This window comes from Streptomyces sp. NPDC051243 (assembly GCF_044455405.1).
Taxonomy (GTDB): domain Bacteria; phylum Actinomycetota; class Actinomycetes; order Streptomycetales; family Streptomycetaceae; genus Streptomyces.
Map to the genome: position 1 here is coordinate 580693 of NZ_JBITES010000001.1, position 17295 is coordinate 597987.

The following is a 17295-nucleotide window of genomic DNA, read 5'->3' on the forward strand; positions in this document are numbered from 1 at the left end:
GTCAGTACACCCAGTTCGTTCCCGCTAAGCAAGCGCTTTGAACTGTGACCTTTGCAACGCAGCGTAATCGGAGTTGGACGGCTTCGCAGAACGGCGGAGGGGCTGATCGGTCACATCGGTCCGGTGAGGTCAGTCACGCAGGCCGCCGAACCGGCCCTGGTGGTACAGGAGGGGGCGACCGGGGCCGGTGGGGTAGCCGAGGAGGACCTCGGCCAGCACGATGCGGTGATCGCCAGCGGGTACGCGCGCCGTGATGCGGCACACCATCCAGGCGAGGACGTCGTCCAGGAGGGGGACGCCTTCGGGGCCCTCGCGCCATGCTGTGGGCGGGCCGAAGCGGTCGGCGCCGCTGCGGGCGAAGGTGGCGGCCAGCTCCTGCTGGTGCTCGCCGAGTATGTGGACGCCGACATGGTCGGTCCCGGCCATCGCCGGCCAGCTGGAGGCACCGGTGCCGATGCCGAAGGAGAGCATCGGGGGCTCGGCGGAGACGGAGGTGAGGGAGGTGGCGGTGAAGCCGACCGGGCCCGCGTCACCGCGGGCCGTGATCACCGCCACTCCGGCGGCATGGCGGCGGAAGACGGAGCGGAGCAGATCGGGAGAGGCGAGCTCGGCTGTGCCGAGGTCGGACGTGGCCGTCATGGAGTTGTCCTTCTGCGAGGGGAGACGTGCGGACCGGTGACTGCTCAACAGCCCGGACAGCGCGCGCTCGCGGTGCGGGCCAGGTCCACATGGGCCCGTCCGAAGAGAAGGAGTTCCTCTGGCATACAGTCAGGCTGACGATAGGTGGTGCACACAGTCAAGTAGGTCCCGCGATGTGGGAGATGACTCACCCTCTGCATCACGGGCTCTCAGACCGCTTCGCCCAGCGCCGCTATCACGTCGGCCTTGCGTGGCTGACCCGTGGCCCGCCGTACGACGTTGCCGCCCGCGTCGAGCACGAGCACGGTCGGCGTCTTGAGGATGTCGAGCCGGCGCACGAGGTCCAGATTGTCCTCGGCATCGATCTCGACGTGGGTCACGCCCGGGACCATGCCGGCGACCTCGACGAGCACGCGCCGGGTGGCCCGGCAGGGCGCGCAGAACGCGCTGGAGAACTGCACGAGGGTGGCACGCTCCCCCAGTTCCTCCCCCAACTCGGCCGCCCCGAGCCGCTTTCCGTCGTCGCGCCCGCGCACCCGCACTCTCCCGCTCCGCCGCCGATGCAGCACTCCATAGGCGCTCGCCACCGCGAGCACCGCCACGCACACCACCAGTCCGGTCATCACCCTCCTCAAGCGTTCACACGACTGCAAAGATTCCCGACTCCCCGGAAGCCTTTCCATTGCGGAATGCTTGATTCATGGACATCGATGTGAGGGGGCCGCGCTTCGGGGCGGCCGTGACGACCGTGGTGCTCGCGGTCGTGCTGGTCACCGGAAGTGCGTGGCTGCTGGCCTGGCAGACGCTGGCTTTCGCACTGGGCGCGGCGGGCGGGGTGTCCCGTTCGCCGTACGGCTGGCTGTTCCGCAAGGCCGTACGTCCCCGGATCGGACCGCCGACCGAGTTCGAGGCGCCGCAGCCGCCGCGGTTCGCACAGGCGGTGGGGCTGGTCTTCGCCGGCCTCGGGCTGGTCGGCTACCTGCTCGGGCCGGACTGGCTGGGGCTCGCCGCGACCGGCGCCGCGCTCGCGGCCGCATTCCTCAACGCCGTCTTCGGGTACTGCCTGGGCTGCGAGATGTACCTGCTCGTCCGGCGCGCGACGGTGCGCGCGGGGTAGAGGCGGCGCGCCGGACTCCGCGGTGGACCACTGGGCCGACGTGACGAGGATCTCGCCGTTCCCAGGCACTTGGGCTTGGCCGTCGGCCGTTCTTGGGGCACGATCTGCGACATGCCGTAAACCTACGGCTGCGTAACTTTCGAACTGGGAGTTCCCTTCCCAGGTAGAGAAGGAAGGGTCCACCCCGTCCATGGCAGAGCTTGTTTACCGTCCCGTCGTCGGTTTCGCCCAGACGTTGTTCAAGGTGTGGGACCTCAAGATCGACTGCAAGGGGTCGGAGAACATTCCGCGGTCGGGCGGCGCTGTGCTGGTGAGCAACCACATCAGTTATCTGGACTTCGTCTTCAACGGGCTGGCGGCGCTCCCGCAGAAACGTCTCGTTCGCTTCATGGCGAAGGAGTCCGTCTTCCGGCACAGAATCTCGGGCCCGCTGATGCGCGGGATGAAGCACATCCCCGTGGACCGCAAGCAGGGTGAGGCGGCGTACGCCCACGCGCTGGACTCGCTGCGCTCCGGCGAGGTCGTCGGGGTCTTCCCGGAGGCCACCATCTCGCAGTCGTTCACGCTCAAGGGCTTCAAGTCGGGCGCCGCGCGGCTGGCCCAGGAGGCGGGCGTGCCGCTGATCCCGATGGCCGTGTGGGGCACCCAGCGGCTGTGGACCAAGGGGCACCCGCGCAACTTCAAGCGCAGCCACATCCCGATCACGATCCGGGTCGGCGAGGCGATCGAGGCGTCCAGGGACAAGTACGCGGGCGCGATCACCCGCCAGCTGCGCGAGCGCGTCCAGGAGCTCCTGGAGGCCGCGCAGCGGGCGTACCCCGTACGGCCGAAGGACGCCAACGACACATGGTGGATGCCGGCCCACCTCGGAGGCACGGCGCCGACACCGGAGCAGGTGCGCGAGGCCGAGGCCCGCTGACACCCCGCGCGCCGTTCGCCGCGGGCGGCCGATAGGGTCCGGGCGGTAACCGGAGGCCGGGTGTCCGAAGCCCTGATGGCGGCTGTCGGCCCGGTGATGACGGGCGGTACGCGCTACGGGGGCGAGGAATGCGGCGCTGGATCAAGGTGTCGGTGACGGCTGCGGTCGTGCTGGGGCTGGGCGGCTGGATCGCCACGCCGTACGTGCAGGACTGGTGGTTGCTGCGCACGGCCTGCGACGGGGCCCTGCCCGTCGACGCGGTGCGGGAACTCGGCCGAGACGGCGACCACTTCAAGGACGCCGCGTCCGCGTCACACGAGCGACTCGGCGATTACAGCTGCTCCCTCGGCTTCGAGGGCGACGAGGTGGACGACGACCGGTTGCTGTCGCTGGAGGCGTACACCCGGCGGGACGACCAGGACCGGGAGTACCTGTGGGCCTTCCCCGAGACGGGGTTCGCCGACATCGCGCCCATGCCGGCCGGATTGCCCGGCTTCATCGACGAGCGCGGCGGTCTGCAGTTCCTGGTGGTCTGCCCGGCGTTGGGGAAGGACGACGAGGGCCGGCCGCGCAAGCTGTTGGTGCGCATGCGGCTGGGCCGGGACGCCCTGTGGGGTACGCCGGCCGCCTACGAGACGGCGGTGGCACTGACCAATTCCGCCTCCGACCGGCTCGGTTGTGGCGCGGAGCCGCTGAAGGCGCCGGGCGGGGACGCCGCGCCGGTGGAGCCGGAGGAGGACCCGAGGACGGTGTCGCTCGACGCGGCCGGTGGCACCGGATGCGGCTGGGCGGCGGACGCGGGGGCGCTGGAGGCGTCGCGGTGGCGGGTGGCGGTGCTGATGAACGACGCCGGTCCGGCGGGGCGTTGCGACCTGTACACGCGGGACGCCGACTCGGACGAGCCGGAGAGGCAGCTGTCGTTCGCCGCCTGGTACGGCGACTGGAGCAACCGTGTGCTCGCCGAACTGGCGGACCGTCGGCCGGACGCCCGTACGCGTACGGCGACGGCCCGTTGTGACGGCGAGGCGGCCAACTTCGCGCTGAGCGCCGCCGAGGACATCCCCGGCGTCGGCGAGCCCGAGAAGCGGAAGCTGCTCGCGGACTTCGCCGAGGCGCAGGTCGAACAGCGGGGCTGCACGGACCTGCGCCTCGACCGGTGAGGGTGCTGAGGACGCTCACTACGAGCTCAGCCACAGCGCCCGGACATACCAGTCGTCGATGAGTTGCCGCAGGTCCGCGGCACGCTCCGACGGCACCTTCCGGGCCTTCGTCCACGCGTCGAGGGCGGTGAACAGCTGGCGCCGCCCGTCCATCAGATCCCCCCGCACAGGGCCGGAGACCGGCCGCTCGGCGATGCCCCCCATGGGCGGCCGGCTGGTCAGCTGCTCCTGGGCCGCCCGGTAGGCGCCTCGGGTGTGCTGCCGTACGGCCTTGTCGAAGGCCTTGAGGTCGGGGATCGTGCCGTCCCGGGTGTAGCGCGCCCGTCGGTTCATGAGCGTGCCGACGCGGTCGGCGATGTCTTCCAGGTCGTGGTCGGGCCAGGTGGTGGCCGGGGTCAGGGTCCCGTCCTTCTCCCTCTCGGGGCGGAAGGCCGGGTCGGCGCCGTCGCGGGTGAGTCGTTCCAGGTAGTGCGCGAGGTAGGCGCGCTGGGCGTCGTAGAGGATCGCGAACGCCTCGGGGTCCTTGGCCAGTTCGCCGAACAGGTCCTCCGGGTCCGCCCGCACGGACGAGTAGGGCTTGACGTACTGGAAGTCCGCGTGCGCCTCGCCGGGGGCGAGGAAGCGGCCGTAGGAGGTCCAGCCCTGCTCGTCGGGTGCGGCCGACGCGGCGTCCACGGCGGGGCCGTACGCCTCGCGGTCGGAGGTCAGATAACGGTTGGCGTCCACCACGTACTCGGCGAGGACACGGGCCACACCGGGCGCCATCCCGGCGGGCACGTCCTCGTACTCGAAGACGGCGACGACCGCGTAGGCGGCCCGGGCCTGGGCGAGGGTGTGGGGCCTGCCGGTGCCCATGGCCCGGGTGGCCGTGTCGACTAGAGCGCCGAGCACCTTGCCGCCGTCGCCGCACGGGTTCTGGTGCATCAGCAGCCCGCGCACGGCGTCGAAGCGGGCCAGGTCGTCGCCGGGGTCGAGGGCGCGGGTCGCGGCCGCCGGGTCCTTCGCGAGGGCGCGGGTCGACGGGGGGATCTCCCGGCAGGGGGTGTCCTCGGAGCTCGCCAGGACGATCGGCACGGCGGTGGCCGTCGCCAGCAGCGCGAGCGCCACGGCCGAGGTGAGCAGCCAGTGCCGCCCGAGCCAGTGCCCGCGCAGCCGGGCGAGAGGCGCTGCCCGCCGCTCGTCGCCGGTGGTCGTTGTCTTGTCGTCGAGTCCCCCGTCACGCATGCCGGGAGACTAACGACCGCGCCGGATCAGTCCCGCACCGGGTCGGCCGCGTGGACCTCGATGCGCGCTCCGGGGCTGAACTTCTCCAGCAGTTCGGCGAGTTCGGCGCCCGCCGCCTCGACCTCGGCCACCGGCATCGGCGCGAGGCTCTCCAGCAGGAAGATGCCGGAGACGGTCTCCTCGGTGAGCCGGGTGCGCGGGCCCTGGCGCCAGTTCCAGCGACGGCAGGTCACACCCTGGTCGTCGCGCCACACCACCTCGCCGGCGTCGGGGTGCTCGACGACCTCCTCGCCGCCCGAGGCCGTCACGAACTCCTCGTCACCGGTCGCCCGTACGAGCACCATCCGGCCGCGGATCCGGTCGATGTCCTCGCCGCCCACCGGGATCAGATGGGCCACGCTGATGGCGTTGTAGAGGTCGACGAGCAGATTGATCCGGGGCAGCCCGGCCGTCGACAGCGCCCTCTTCGCCAGCGCCTCCGCCGAGTTCCGGGTCCGCGACGGCTTCGATCCGAACGCCGTGTAGACCTCGCGCCAGGCCGCCATGTGCGGGTCCTCGTGCGGGGCGCGCCCGTCCAGTCGTACGGCCAGACGGCGGGCCGCCTCGTCGAGGAGGGCCGAACTGGCCTCGTTGCTCGGTCCGTTGACCAGGTCGTACGCCTCGATCGCGACGTGCGTGAAGCCGGGCACGAGGGCGCGCACCTCATCGGACACGGTCAGGGAGAAGGTCATCGTCTCGCCTCAGAGTGCGGTGGGGAGTGTCTTCCACAGGTGGGGCCGGTCCGGGGCGGCTTTGAGGGCGCTCAGGACGACAGGGTGAGGTTCAGCATACAGGTCTGGGTAGTCCAGCTCACTGGACTCCGGATCGGGCACGAACGCCAGCCGCTCGCCGTCGAGGGAGAACCGGGCATCCACGCCCGACCTGTTGCCGCGCGGATCCTGGCGGTGCCAGGCCCCGTTGAACCGTACGGCGACCAGGCCGTGCACGACATGGCCCGCCCCGTCGTCGGCAGCCAGCCGCTGGTAGCACAGCCCCGTCGGGATGTCCTCGGCGCGCAGCAGCGCGGCCAGCGCGTGGGACTTGGCGTAGCAGATGCCGGTGCCCTGCTCCAGGACGTCGGAGGCGCGCCAGGTGACCCGCGGATCGCCCGAATCCTGCGAGTGCGGAATCGTGTCGCGCACGAACTCGAACGCCAGCCGCGCATAGGCATACGAGTCGGCGGCCTGGGCGGCGAGCCGCGCCGATGTCTCGCGGACCAGGGGATGACCGTGATCGATGACCTCGTCCGCGACCAAGTATGCAGACAGAGCGGGGGTGTTCTGGATCAGCTCCATGCCCGCAGAGCATAGGAATCCGATCAGCCGCGCGTCAATCGTTTTTCATCGAAGCGCATATCTATGCAGCCTTCGAAAAAGCCGTCGTGATTCACCCCCGCCCGTCCCGCTAGCGCGCCATCTCCTCCTTCAGCGCCGCCACGAACGCGTCCACGTCCTCCTCGGTCGTGTCGAACGCGCACATCCAGCGCACGACACCCGCCGCCTCGTCCCAGAAGTAGAAGCGGAACCGCTTCTGCAGGCGCTCGCTCACGTCGTGCGGGAGCTTGGCGAAGACGCCGTTGGCCTGCACCGGGTAGAGGATCTCGACGCCATGGACGGCGCGTACGCCCTCCGCGAGCCGCTGGGCCATCTCGTTGGCGTGCCGGGCGTTGCGCAGCCACAGGTCCTTGGCGAGCAGGGCCTCCAACTGCACCGACACGAAGCGCATCTTGGAGGCGAGCTGCATGGACAGCTTGCGCAGATGCTTCATGTGGCTGACGGCGTCCTGGTTGAGGACGACGACCGCCTCGCCGAACAGGGCGCCGTTCTTGGTGCCGCCGAGCGAGAGGATGTCGACGCCGACCGCGTCGGTGAACGTCCGCATCGGGACGTTCAGGGAGGCGGCCGCGTTGGCTATCCGGGAGCCGTCCAGGTGCACCTTCATGCCGTGCGCGTGGGCGTGCTCGCAGATGGCGCGGATCTCGTCCGGCGTGTAGAGGGTGCCGAGTTCGGTGCTCTGGGTGATCGAGACGACCTGCGGCATCGCACGGTGCTCGTCGTCCCAGCCCCAGGCCTGCCTGTCGATCAGCTCGGGGGTGAGTTTGCCGTCGGGGGTGGGAACCGTGAGCAGCTTCAGGCCGCCCATGCGCTCGGGCGCGCCGCCTTCGTCGACGTTGATGTGGGCGCTCTCGGCACAGATCACCGCACCCCAGCGGTCGGTGACCGCCTGGAGCGCGACGACGTTGGCGCCGGTGCCGTTGAAGACCGGGAACGCCTCCGCCGTGGCGCCGAAGTGGCTGCGGATGATCCGCTGGAGGTTCTCGGTGTACACGTCCTCGCCGTACGCGACCTGGTGCCCGCCGTTGGCCAGGGCGAGGGCGGCGAGCACCTCCGGGTGGGCGCCGGCGTAGTTGTCACTGGCGAAGCCGCGGACGTCCGGGTCGTGATGACGCCGGGCGTCGGTCTTCGGAGGGTTCACGGCTTCTCGGTCAGCCACAGGCGGTTTCCGTTCACTTCGGCGGCGGGCTTGTCCCAGACGTCGACGACGGCGTCGGCCAGGTCCTTGACGTCGGTGAAGCCCGCGAACTTCGCGTTGGGTCGCTCGGCGCGCATCGCGTCGTGCACCAGCGCCTTCACCACCAGGATGGCAGCCGCGGAGGTCGGACCCTCCGGGCCCCCCGCCTTGCGGAAGGCGTCGGCCAGGGCGAGCGTCCAGGCCTCGGCGGCGGCCTTGGCGGCGGCGTACGAGGCGTTGCCCGCGGTCGGCTTGGTGGCGCCGGCGGCGCTGATCAGCACATACCGTCCGCGCTCGCTGCGCTGCAGGGCCTCGAAGAAGGCCAGCGAGGTGTGCTGCACCGTGCGGATGAGCAGCAGCTCCAGGAAGTCCCAGTCGTCGAGGCTCGTCTTGACGAAGGTCTCGCTGCCGCGCCAGCCGCCGACGAGATGGACCAGACCGTCGACGCGGCCGAAGTCCTTCTCGATGTGGTCGGCCCAGTCGCGGGTGGACTGCAGGTCCAGCAGATCCACCGTGTCACCGACGACCGTGGCGCCGCCGTGCGCGTAGCGCGCCGCGTCCACGGCCTCCGAGAGCCGCTCGGGATCGTTGTCGGACGCGACGACGGTCGCGCCCGCCTCGGCCAGCCGCAGGATGGCCGCCCGCCCGGCGGGTCCCCCCGCACCGGCCACCGCGATCACCGCACCGCTGAGAGCCCCGTTCCCCGCCATGTTCCTCGCCTCCTGAGCCGTGTTGCCGGTACCGCGGTCGCTCACGCGGCGACTCGCTCGGCGCTGTCCGCCGTGATGCCCTTGGTGGAGGCGATCACGTTCTTCAGCTTCTTGGACAGGGCCTCATAGAACATGCTCAGCGGAAACTCGTCCGGAAGCACGTCATCGACGAGCTTGCGCGGCGGCTGCGTCAGGTCCAGGGCGTCCGGGCCCTTGGCCCAGCGGGAGCCCGGGTGCGGGGCGAGGTAGGTGGAGACGAGTTCGTAGCCGGCGAACCAGTGGACGAGCTTGGGGCGGTCGATGCCGTCGCGGTACAGCTTCTCGATCTCGGCGCACAGCTGGTTGGTGACCTGCGGGGCACGGTCCCAGTCGATGAACAGCTTGTTGTCGGTCCAGCGCAGGACGTCGTGCTTGTGCAGGTAGGCGAAGAGCAGCTGGCCGCCGAGGCCGTCGTAGTTGCGCACGCGCTCGCCGGTGACCGGGAAGCGGAACATCCGGTCGAACAGGACCGCGTACTGCACGTCACGGGCCTGCGGGACGCCGTCGGCCTCCAGCTTCACGGCCTCCTTGAAGGCGGTGAGGTCGCAGCGCAGCTCCTCCAGGCCGTACATCCAGAACGGCTGGCGCTGCTTGATCATGAACGGGTCGAACGGCAGGTCGCCGTGGCTGTGGGTGCGGTCGTGGACCATGTCCCACAGCACGAAGGCCTCCTCGCAGCGCTTCTGGTCGTGGACCATCGCGGCGATGTCCTCGGGCAGGTCGAGGCCCAGGATGTCGACGGCGGCGTCGGTGACGCGGCGGAAGCGGGCGGCCTCGCGGTCGCAGAAGATGCCGCCCCAGCTGAAGCGCTCCGGGGCCTCGCGCACGGCGATGGTCTCCGGGAAGAGAACGGCGGAGTTGGTGTCGTAGCCGGCCGTGAAGTCCTCGAACTTGATGCCGCAGAACAGCGGGTTGTCGTAGCGGGTGCGCTCCAGCTCGGCCAGCCAGTCCGGCCAGACCATGCGCAGCACGACCGCCTCCAGGTTGCGGTCGGGGTTGCCGTTCTGCGTGTACATCGGGAAGACGACCAGGTGCTGGAGGCCGTCCGCACGGTTCGCGGCGGGCTGGAAGGCCAGCAGCGAGTCGAGGAAGTCGGGCACCTCGAAGCCGCCCTCGGCCCACCGGCTCAGGTCCTTCACGAGGGCCTGGTGGTACGCGGCGTCGTGGGGCAGCAACGAGGAGAGCTCCTCGACGGCCTCCACGACACGCCGGACGGCGGCCTCGGCGTCCGTGCGGGCGGGTGCGCCGTCGGACTCGAAGTCGATCGAGCCGTCCTTGGACTGCCAGGGCCGGATGCGTTCCACGGCATCCTTGAGCACCGGCCACGCCGGGTGCTCCACCACCCTGGTCGCGGGAGGAATTCGCTCCTCCATAGCCGCCTGCACAAGAATTTCCGTCATGTCCCATCCTCCACGGGAGAACCTCGCGTAAGGACACCGTATGCATACGAGGTTTCTCCCAGCAAGAGGAGGCCCGGGAAATTATCCTGCGCACCCCCAAGGTCACCGAACTTTTTCCGGCCGGACGCCGCGACGGCGAATACTCCGCCGCAACACGGGCATACGCGGGGCCGTCTCGCGCCGGCCGGTCAATCGCCGCGGGACTCGCCCACGCCAGGGTGACCATACGGAGGCCTGCGATCCAGGTACGACATGTCGATCACCGCAAACCCTGTGTACACGTGGGGTTCATCACGCTCCCGGGCCACTAGGCTGCGGCACTGCCGCGCGAACACTCCCCTCCGGTTTGCGCGTGTGCCGAGCCGCCGTCGACGGAAGCGAGTTGAATCTTGAACTTCCTTACCATCGGTCACCGCGGAGTCATGGGTGTCGAACCCGAGAACACCCTCCGTTCCTTCGTCGCCGCCCAGCAGGCCGGCCTCGACGTCATCGAACTCGATCTCCACCTCAGCAAGGACGGCGCCCTCGTCGTCATGCACGACACCGACGTGGACCGCACGACCGACGGCACCGGCCCGATCGCCGACAAGACCCTCGCCGAGCTGCGCGCCCTGGACGCGGGCCGTGGTGAGCGGGTGCCGGTCTTCGAAGAGGTCCTGGACGCCGTGCGGTCTCCGCTGCAGGCCGAGATCAAGGACGTCGCGGCGGCACGAGCGCTCGCCGAGGTCATGACCAGGCGGGACCTGGTCTCCCGGGTCGAGGTGTCCTCGTTCCACGACGACGCCGTCGCCGAGATCGCCCGCCTCGTGCCCGGCGTCCGAACCGCGCTGATCGCCAGCCGCTACGGCACCGACGTCGTGGACCGCGCCGTCGCGGTGGGCGCGGCGACGGTCTGCCTGAACATCCGCCGCCTCACCCTTGAGGTCGTGGAGCACGCCCGCAAGGCGGATCTCAGGATCATCGGCTGGGTGGTCAACACCCAGGACCACCTGCGCCTCGTACGGGCCCTGGAGCTGGACGGTGCGACCACCGACTACCCGGAGATCAAGCGCACCGGCCGCTTCACGGCCTGAACGTCCCGCGCATGAACGTCACACCAGTTCCTTGACCAGCAGCTCGAACTGCAGGTCGTCGCGCTGCGGGATGCCGAAGCGCTCGTCGCCGTACGGGAACGGGGTCATCCGGCCCGTACGGCGGTAGCCGCGCCGCTCGTACCAGGCGATGAGGTCGTTGCGTACGGAGATCACGGTCATGTGCATCTCGCGCACGCCCCAGGTCTCACGGGCCCGCCGCTCCGCCTCCGCGATGATCACCTTGCCCAGGCCGGCGCCCTGGAGTGCGGGGCTGACCGCGAACATCCCGAAGTAGGCGTGCTCACCGCGGTGTTCGAGCTGGCAGCACGCGACGACCCGCCCGTCCCGCTCGACCGTCAGCAGCCGGCTGTCGGGCGACTTGATGACCTGCAGCACACCTTCCGGGTCGGTCCGCTGCCCTTCGAGGATGTCCGCCTCCGTCGTCCAGCCGACCCGGCTGGAGTCCCCGCGGTAGGCGGACTCGATCAGCGCCACCAGCGTGTCCACGTCGGCGTCGGTGGCGTCGCGGAAGGTGAGTCCGCAGGCGGGGGTGGTGGCGGCGGTTTCCATCGGGGCGCATCTCCAGTTCGCGGGCGCGGCTCGGGCACCGCTGAGCGTAACGCGCCATCATTGCCGGACAGGCCCTAAGCTCCGGCCGCATGGTGCACGTACTGAGCGGACGGACCCTCCTGCAGCCCTCCGATCCCGAGCGCTCCCGCGTCTTCTACGGCGAGCAACTGGGCCTGGCCGTCTACCGCGAGTTCGGCACGGGGGCGGAGCGCGGCACCGTCTACTTCCTCGGCGGGGGCTTTCTGGAGGTGTCCGGGCGTGCGGAGGCGCCGCCGTCCCCGGCCGTGCGGCTGTGGCTGCAGGTCGAGGACGTGGCGGCGGCGCACGACGAGCTGCGCGCCAAGGGCGTCGAGATCGTGCGGCCGCCGGTGCGGGAGCCGTGGGGCCTGATCGAGATGTGGATCGCCGATCCGGACGGCACGCGGATCGTGCTGGTGGAGGTGCCGGCGGACCATCCGCTGCGCTACCGGCCCGGAATCTAGGGCCGGTGTTCCCAGCCTCGGTCGGTGCGGGTCAGCTCGCGGAAGCCGGTCGAGGTCAGGTGGTCCGTCGTCGTGCCGTCGGCGGCCGCCTCGTAGGCGAGGAGGCGGTCCACGCCGCACAGGCGCAGCCAGTCGGCGGCCTGCCCCAGCAGCCGGCGCTCCAGGTCCTCGCCGTGCGCCGAGGGGTCGATGTGCAGGTTGCCGATGTCGGCGAGACCGGTGCCGCGGGTGTGGCGCTCGGGGCGGGACAGGGCCGTGTCGACCTCGATGAAGCCGAGTGCGCGACCCTCGGCGTACGCCGTCAGACGGGTGCCGCACTCCCCCGGCGTGCGCTCGACCGTGACGCCGGGCCACGGCTCGGCGGACGGGAGGTCGGCCACCCGCGCGAGCAGGATCACCTCGGTGTCGCCGACGTGCCGGAAGCCCGAGCGTTCGTACAGGGCGCGGATGTGCGGCCAGTTGCGGGGCAGGCCGTAGACGGCGGGGGCGGGAAGGTCGCCGCTCGCGTGGCGTGCGCGTACGTTCCAGCGGGCCAGCCGGGCGAGGCAGGCGCTCATCAGCAGGCCGGCGGCCCGGTCGGAGTCCGGCCAGTGGGAGGCCGGCGGGCGGTGGACGAGCCAGTTGATCTCAGCGATGTCGCGGTAGTGCCCGCCGACCTCGTCGTCCGCCCGGTACCGCAGCAGATGGGCGGCGGCCACGACGTGGTCGCGCTGCTCGGCGACGAGGGTCACCCGCTCGCTCACCCAGGGGTCGGTGATGAACTCGTCAGGCTGTCGCTCCAGAGCGCTGAGCACTGTGTTCACGGAGACGGAGACGCCGGGGACGACAGCGGCGACGTGCAGGTTGATCAGTTCGGTGAGCTGGTCGCGGTCGGCGCGGCGGAAGGGGCGCACTTCGAGAGCGGGCACGGCGGGACCTCCGGTCGGAGAACGGTGTCGGGAGGCCGCCATGCGGTGCGGTACGGGGCGAGGATACGGCGCGGGCGGAGCCGGGCACCACCGGGTTTCACCGGATGGCCCGAGACCGGCGGCGGGGCTTAGCGTGCTGGAGGGGGTCCGACTTCGGAAGGAGCGCCATGAAGCTCGACAAGCCGGTGACCGGCGGTCCCTGCTGGACGGAGCTCGGAACCAGCGATCTGGCGGCGGCCAAGCGGTTCTACGAGGGGTTGTTCGGCTGGCGTGCGGAGACCGATCCGCGGCAGGAGGCGGGCGGCTACACGATCGCGCACATCCGGGACGCGGCCGTGGCCGCGCTGACGCCGCTGTACCAGGAGAAGCAGCCGGTGGCCTGGAACGTGTCGTTCGCGGTGGCGGACGCGGACGCCGCCGCCGCGCAGGTGACCCAGGCGGGCGGCACGGTGCTGGTCGGTCCGATGGACGTGTTCGACGTGGGCCGTTTCGCGGTGGCCGTGGATCCGACCGGTGCGGTCTTCCAGCTGTGGCAGGCGCGGGCCTTCCCGGGCGCGGGGCTGCTCAACGCGCCCGGCTCGCTGGGCTGGGTGGAGCTCATGACCCGGGAGCCCGAGCGGGCCGTCGACTTCTACACCACGGTGTTCGGCTGGAGCGTCAACGCCTCGGAGCACTACACGCAGTGGGGCATCGACGGCGCCGACTTCGGCGGCATGGTGACGATGGACGACAAGTTCCCGCACGAGGTGCCGGCGCACTGGCTGCCGTACTTCGCCGTGGCCGACGTCGACGCCACGGCGGCGGACACCACGCGGGCCGGCGGCACCATCCTGATGGAGCCCACCTCCGTCCCCGACGGACCGCGCATCGCCGTGCTGCGGGACCCGCAGGGGGCGGTGTTCGGCGTCTACCCCGCGGACTACGAGCGCTGAGGCCGGCCCGGTCGCCGTGGCCCCAGCGGCGTCACCACCACGCGGTCGATCACCGGCGCGTACGCGGAGCGCTGTCCGTGCGGGTTCCTGGACTCACCGTCGAAGTCGGGGAGTTCGTCGGCGGTGAAGGTGAGGGTGTTGCGGCCCCGGCCGAGGCTCACGGGGACGGTGAGAGTCCGGAAGGCGTTGAAGTGGAAGGTGGTGGGGAACAGGACCCGGTGCGGCCGGCCCCCGTTGACCGTGATGTCGGCGTGGCGGCAGATCGGGTCCGGCGTGTAGTGGGAGTCGGGGGCCCGCTCGCCGTTGGAGTAGCGGATCGTCAGGGCGTGGCGGCCGGCGTGTTCGGCCGTGACCGTCAGGGTGAGGGCGTTTCCCGGACCGGCGCCTATGCCGTCCACCGCCTTGCCGCCGGTGGCGTACGGGTACGCGGTCACCTTCGCGGTGCCGGTGAGCGTGCCTTCCTCGGCGGCGTACGCCGTGCCGGTCAGCAGGCCCCGGGACGGGCCGACGCGCAGCCGGTCCACGATCAGCAGGTCCGAGGTGCCGGTGACGGTGATCTTGTTGATGCCGCCGGCCAGGAAGAGCGGCAGCCTGCCCTCCTCGACGCGGCCGGCCTCCTCGCCGTTGACCGTCACCACGCCCTCTCCGGGCCCCAGCCGGTCGACGGTGACCGTCGCCTCGCCGTCGTCGGCCGCGTGCGCCCAGAACGTGGCGGTGCCGCCCCGGGGCAGTACGGCGACGCCGGGGCCCGAGGCGCCGCGGTGGGTGTGGCTGACGCGGGCGCCGTCGCGCAGGTCCGCGTACTCGGCGTCGTTGAGCGCGGGTCCTTCGGTGTCGCGCAGGGTGAGGTCCAGCTTGCCGACGACCGCGTCGCCCTTGGTGGCGCCCAGGTCCGGATCCTGTGCGGCCAGGGTGATCCGGTGCCTGCCCGCGGTGAGTTCGGCCGCGGTGTCGGTGTGACCCCACACCGCCCCCCTGTGGCCGAGCGGCAGCAGCAGTTCACGCGGCCGCTCGCCGTCGACACGCAGGAAGACGTTGGTGGGCCCCTGCTCGCGCACCGGACGGGCCTCGTTGCGGGAGGTGGCGTACACGCTGATCTCGTACGTCCCGTCGTGCGGGACCTCCACGTCGAAGGCGAGAACGCCGTCGGAGCCGGTGAACAGACCGCCCACGTGGTGACCACCGGAGGTCGCGAACCTGTCGACGGCGGCCGGGGAGCCCTCGGGGCCGTTCTTCGAGTAGCCGCCACCGGTGTACGTCGCGTCCTCGGCCTCGTACGTCCGCCTCCAACGCACCTCGGGCGGCAGGGAGTCGGCGCCATGGCCACCGGGCGACAGAATGAGGTGGTACGCGGACATCTCGTCCAGGCCGGTGACGGGCAGGGTCACCGTGCCGTCCCCCACGGGCAGTTCGCCGTCACGCAGGCGCAACGGCGGCCCGCTGGCGCCGACCTGGCCCGTCCAGCGGATCTCCTCGAGCCGCACATGCACCGTCGTACCGAAGACCTCCGGGTCGACGTTCGCGAAGACGACGTCCGCGGCGCCGCCCGAACCGCCGAACAGCAGGCGGGACTGCCGTTTCGTCGCATCCAGGGTGGCGACGCCCTGCAGGCCGTACGGCCCGTCGGCATGCGGTGCGGTGACCCGCACCGTGTTGCCCGTCATCCGGCCGTAGGCGTTGAACAGCCACCACTGGCCGTTGCCCTTGTTGGCCTCGACCGCCGAGTCGTTGAGATTGCCGGCGATGTTCCGGTACGCCATGTCGGCGTCGACCTTGCACTCCTCGATCGCGGAGATCCACTGCACCATCCGGCCCGGCACGGACAGGTGTGGTGGTGCGCGTACTCGACGAGGTTCACGGGCAGCGGGCCGATGCCCAACTCGCGTTCCCACTCGCGGTACTTGGCGACATTGGTGCGCACCTCGGCGGGCGAGGACAGCTCGCGCCAGGTGATCACGTCGGGCAGGACGCCGTGTTCCTCGGCGAACTCCAGGAAGCCCCGGACCCCGGGGTACAGGACGCAGGTGTTGGGTCCGGCGATGCGCGCTTCGGGGTGGAGGTCCTTGATGAGGTGGTGGGTCTCCCGCCAGGCGGCGAAGCAGGGGCGCGGGTCGGTGAGCCAGGAGACGCGGTGGTGGCTCCACTCCCCCTCGCCGAACATGGTGCCCTCGGGATCGTCGAACGGGACGTACACGATGTGGCGGGCCGACTCGCCGAGGGTGAGGGCTTGTTCGACCTGGCGGCGCACGACCTCCTTGTACCCGGCGAACCGCTCCTCGCCGGTCGCGCCCGGCCGCTGGTAGGGGAAGCCCCGGTAGAAGTCGGGCAGGTAGACGTAGACGTCCCTGCCGCCCGCCGCGACGAAGGACGGCAGGATCTCCAGGGCGTCGGCGCCGGGGTGCCGGATGCCGTCCTGGGCCTTGGTCGCGATCGTACGGAGGTACATGCCCTCGACGACGGCACGGCTGGGCACGCCGTCGCCGTACAAGCCGTAGAGCGTGCCGCTCGCGCCGCCGTGGAAGGGGCCCGTCCCTGCACCGAGGTCGACGGTGAGCGTCTGCGGCCTCTCCGGGCCGGGGGCTTCGGCTGCCACGGCACCCCTCCCATGGTTCGACATTCCGTACGCGCGCCGGTGATCCGAACCGACCGGTCGAACCTAGGAAGATCGCGTGTGACGCGTCAACCGGGGGGCCCGCTCCGAAACTTCCGAAACCGCGGCTCGGCGCGGTCAGGCGCGGAGCGCGCCGAGACGCCCCTCCAGCTGGCTCAGCAACTCGCCGAGCAGGGAGGCCAGTTCGTGCTGCCGCCGCGGATCCAGGCCGGACAGTACGGCCGTCTCGTACGCGAGCTGCTCGGGAAGGGTGCCGTCGACGAGTTGCCGGCCCGCGTCCGTGAGCCGGAGGTGGGCGACACGGCGGTCCCGGCTGTCGCCGCGCCGCTCCACCAGGCCGCGTTCGGTCAGCAGCTTGAGGCGCTTGGTGACGGCGGCGCCCGAGGAGAAGGTCTCGCGGGCGAGTTCACTGGGGGTCAGTTCGTGGCCGGTGCGGCGCAACGCGCCGAGCAGGTCGAACTCGGGGCGGCTGAGTCCCGCGCGGCGCAGGGGGGCGTCCTCGGCCTGCTGGAGGAGGGCGGCGCAGCGGTTGATGCGGCCGATGATCTCCATGGGGGCGGTGTCGAGATCGGGGTGGACGCTCTGCCACTGTCTGACCACGGCGGCCACCGTGTCCTGTCTCGTCCCGGTCGGCCCGCCGTTGGTCGCCGTCATGGCCGTACGCCCTCCGTCGTCTCGCTGCCCGTGCGCTGGTCCGGGTGCGGCCCTCGGTTCCGCCCCACAGGCCCTGCCGTCCGGATCATCCCGGCGTCGCAAGGCTCGGCACGCACATCGGCGGCGTCTGCGTCGGTCGACGGGCACCGCACCTCACGGCCGGCCTGATCCGAAGGAGAGGACCTAGGTGGGGGGGGGGGGGGGGGGGGGGGGGGGGGGGGCGGCGGGGGGCGGGGCGGGGGGGGGGGGGGGGGGGCGGGGGGCGGCGGCGGGGGGGGGGGGGGGGGGGGGGGGGGCGGGGCGGGGC

The 17295-nt window shown here is 71.3% G+C and carries 17 protein-coding genes and 1 pseudogene; 6 read left to right on the plus strand and 12 right to left on the minus strand.

Annotated elements, in window-relative coordinates:
* Positions 1-129 precede the first annotated feature (129 nt).
* Together ACIBAG_RS02570 and ACIBAG_RS02575 are read right to left on the minus strand one after the other, a co-directional pair.
* Positions 130-639, minus strand: coding sequence for a flavin reductase family protein (locus tag ACIBAG_RS02570; RefSeq protein ID WP_399100085.1), 510 nt, complete (start codon positions 637-639; stop codon positions 130-132).
* A 209-nt stretch (positions 640-848) separates the two neighbouring features.
* The gene (locus ACIBAG_RS02575; RefSeq protein WP_399100087.1) at positions 849-1262 is read right to left on the minus strand and encodes a TlpA family protein disulfide reductase; all 414 of its coding nucleotides are present in this window, start codon (positions 1260-1262) and stop codon (positions 849-851) included.
* A 77-nt stretch (positions 1263-1339) separates the two neighbouring features.
* Here ACIBAG_RS02575 and ACIBAG_RS02580 point away from each other — a divergent pair, with 77 nt between their 5' ends.
* The 3 genes from ACIBAG_RS02580 (at position 1340) to ACIBAG_RS02590 (ending at position 3835) form a co-directional block, all read left to right on the plus strand.
* A complete protein-coding gene (locus ACIBAG_RS02580) occupies positions 1340-1756 on the plus strand; it encodes a DUF4395 domain-containing protein (protein ID WP_399100090.1) in 417 nt (138 codons plus the stop codon).
* A 190-nt stretch (positions 1757-1946) separates the two neighbouring features.
* Positions 1947-2675, plus strand: a complete 729-nt coding sequence (locus ACIBAG_RS02585; RefSeq protein ID WP_399100092.1) for a lysophospholipid acyltransferase family protein — start codon at positions 1947-1949, stop codon at positions 2673-2675.
* 128 nt (positions 2676-2803) lie between these two features.
* Positions 2804-3835: a hypothetical protein gene (locus tag ACIBAG_RS02590; protein WP_399100094.1), complete on the plus strand. Its 1032-nt coding sequence runs from the start codon at positions 2804-2806 to the stop codon at positions 3833-3835.
* A gap of 18 nt (positions 3836-3853) precedes the next feature.
* Here the strand turns inward: ACIBAG_RS02590 and ACIBAG_RS02595 are convergent, their stop codons facing one another.
* The 6 genes from ACIBAG_RS02595 to ACIBAG_RS02620 form a co-directional block, all read right to left on the minus strand.
* The gene (locus ACIBAG_RS02595; RefSeq protein ID WP_399100096.1) at positions 3854-5059 is read right to left on the minus strand and encodes a hypothetical protein; all 1206 of its coding nucleotides are present in this window, start codon (positions 5057-5059) and stop codon (positions 3854-3856) included.
* 26 nt (positions 5060-5085) lie between these two features.
* Positions 5086-5790 carry a B3/4 domain-containing protein gene (locus ACIBAG_RS02600; protein WP_399100098.1) on the minus strand — a complete coding sequence of 235 codons (705 nt, stop codon included), beginning with the start codon at positions 5788-5790 and terminating at the stop codon, positions 5086-5088.
* Between the two features lie 9 nt (positions 5791-5799).
* On the minus strand, positions 5800-6393 hold the full coding sequence (locus tag ACIBAG_RS02605; protein WP_399100100.1) for a transglutaminase family protein: 594 nt from the start codon (positions 6391-6393) through the stop codon (positions 5800-5802).
* 109 nt (positions 6394-6502) lie between these two features.
* Complete coding sequence (locus ACIBAG_RS02610; RefSeq protein WP_399100102.1) at positions 6503-7573, minus strand: threonine aldolase family protein; 1071 nt, start codon at positions 7571-7573, stop codon at positions 6503-6505.
* Positions 7570-8319 (minus strand): SDR family NAD(P)-dependent oxidoreductase, encoded by a 750-nt coding sequence (locus ACIBAG_RS02615; protein WP_399100563.1) that lies wholly within the window; start codon positions 8317-8319, stop codon positions 7570-7572. The genes ACIBAG_RS02610 and ACIBAG_RS02615 overlap by 4 nt, the downstream gene beginning before the upstream one ends.
* 41 nt (positions 8320-8360) lie before the next feature.
* Positions 8361-9758: a DUF6421 family protein gene (locus ACIBAG_RS02620; protein ID WP_399100104.1), complete on the minus strand. Its 1398-nt coding sequence runs from the start codon at positions 9756-9758 to the stop codon at positions 8361-8363.
* A 389-nt stretch (positions 9759-10147) separates the two neighbouring features.
* Between ACIBAG_RS02620 and ACIBAG_RS02625 the strand changes: the two genes are divergently transcribed.
* Complete coding sequence (locus ACIBAG_RS02625) at positions 10148-10831, plus strand: glycerophosphodiester phosphodiesterase family protein (RefSeq protein ID WP_078662653.1); 684 nt, start codon at positions 10148-10150, stop codon at positions 10829-10831.
* Positions 10832-10849: 18 nt separating this feature from the next.
* On the opposite strand, the gene ACIBAG_RS02630 is transcribed toward ACIBAG_RS02625, so the two are convergent.
* Positions 10850-11401, minus strand: coding sequence for a GNAT family N-acetyltransferase (locus ACIBAG_RS02630; RefSeq protein ID WP_399100107.1), 552 nt, complete (start codon positions 11399-11401; stop codon positions 10850-10852).
* Positions 11402-11490: 89 nt separating this feature from the next.
* On the opposite strand from ACIBAG_RS02630, the gene ACIBAG_RS02635 reads away from it, so the two are divergent.
* A complete protein-coding gene (locus tag ACIBAG_RS02635) occupies positions 11491-11883 on the plus strand; it encodes a VOC family protein (protein WP_399100110.1) in 393 nt (130 codons plus the stop codon).
* On the opposite strand, the gene ACIBAG_RS02640 is transcribed toward ACIBAG_RS02635, so the two are convergent.
* Complete coding sequence (locus tag ACIBAG_RS02640; protein WP_399100112.1) at positions 11880-12791, minus strand: GNAT family N-acetyltransferase; 912 nt, start codon at positions 12789-12791, stop codon at positions 11880-11882. The genes ACIBAG_RS02635 and ACIBAG_RS02640 overlap by 4 nt on opposite strands.
* Positions 12792-12958: 167 nt before the next feature.
* On the opposite strand from ACIBAG_RS02640, the gene ACIBAG_RS02645 reads away from it, so the two are divergent.
* Entirely contained in the window at positions 12959-13723 is a 765-nt protein-coding gene (locus ACIBAG_RS02645; protein WP_399100114.1) for a VOC family protein, read from the plus strand.
* Here ACIBAG_RS02645 and ACIBAG_RS02650 read toward each other — a convergent pair.
* A pseudogene (locus ACIBAG_RS02650) lies at positions 13711-16340 on the minus strand (cellulosome protein). The gene ACIBAG_RS02645 and the pseudogene ACIBAG_RS02650 overlap by 13 nt on opposite strands.
* A 111-nt stretch (positions 16341-16451) precedes the next feature.
* On the minus strand, positions 16452-16988 hold the full coding sequence (locus ACIBAG_RS02655) for a MarR family winged helix-turn-helix transcriptional regulator (protein ID WP_399100116.1): 537 nt from the start codon (positions 16986-16988) through the stop codon (positions 16452-16454).
* Positions 16989-17295 lie beyond the last annotated feature (307 nt).

Bases quoted from the DNA above. Each gene is read 5' to 3' on its own strand.
- ACIBAG_RS02570 (WP_399100085.1), bottom strand. From the start codon at position 639: ATGACGGCCACGTCCGACCTCGGCACAGCCGAGCTCGCCTCTCCCGAT.
- ACIBAG_RS02575 (WP_399100087.1), bottom strand. From the start codon at position 1,262: ATGACCGGACTGGTGGTGTGCGTGGCGGTGCTCGCGGTGGCGAGCGCC.
- ACIBAG_RS02580 (WP_399100090.1), top strand. From the start codon at position 1,340: ATGGACATCGATGTGAGGGGGCCGCGCTTCGGGGCGGCCGTGACGACC.
- ACIBAG_RS02585 (WP_399100092.1), top strand. From the start codon at position 1,947: ATGGCAGAGCTTGTTTACCGTCCCGTCGTCGGTTTCGCCCAGACGTTG.
- ACIBAG_RS02590 (WP_399100094.1), top strand. From the start codon at position 2,804: ATGCGGCGCTGGATCAAGGTGTCGGTGACGGCTGCGGTCGTGCTGGGG.
- ACIBAG_RS02595 (WP_399100096.1), bottom strand. From the start codon at position 5,059: ATGCGTGACGGGGGACTCGACGACAAGACAACGACCACCGGCGACGAG.
- ACIBAG_RS02600 (WP_399100098.1), bottom strand. From the start codon at position 5,790: ATGACCTTCTCCCTGACCGTGTCCGATGAGGTGCGCGCCCTCGTGCCC.
- ACIBAG_RS02605 (WP_399100100.1), bottom strand. From the start codon at position 6,393: ATGGAGCTGATCCAGAACACCCCCGCTCTGTCTGCATACTTGGTCGCG.
- ACIBAG_RS02615 (WP_399100563.1), bottom strand. From the start codon at position 8,319: ATGGCGGGGAACGGGGCTCTCAGCGGTGCGGTGATCGCGGTGGCCGGT.
- ACIBAG_RS02620 (WP_399100104.1), bottom strand. From the start codon at position 9,758: ATGACGGAAATTCTTGTGCAGGCGGCTATGGAGGAGCGAATTCCTCCC.
- ACIBAG_RS02630 (WP_399100107.1), bottom strand. From the start codon at position 11,401: ATGGAAACCGCCGCCACCACCCCCGCCTGCGGACTCACCTTCCGCGAC.
- ACIBAG_RS02635 (WP_399100110.1), top strand. From the start codon at position 11,491: ATGGTGCACGTACTGAGCGGACGGACCCTCCTGCAGCCCTCCGATCCC.
- ACIBAG_RS02645 (WP_399100114.1), top strand. From the start codon at position 12,959: ATGAAGCTCGACAAGCCGGTGACCGGCGGTCCCTGCTGGACGGAGCTC.
- ACIBAG_RS02655 (WP_399100116.1), bottom strand. From the start codon at position 16,988: ATGACGGCGACCAACGGCGGGCCGACCGGGACGAGACAGGACACGGTG.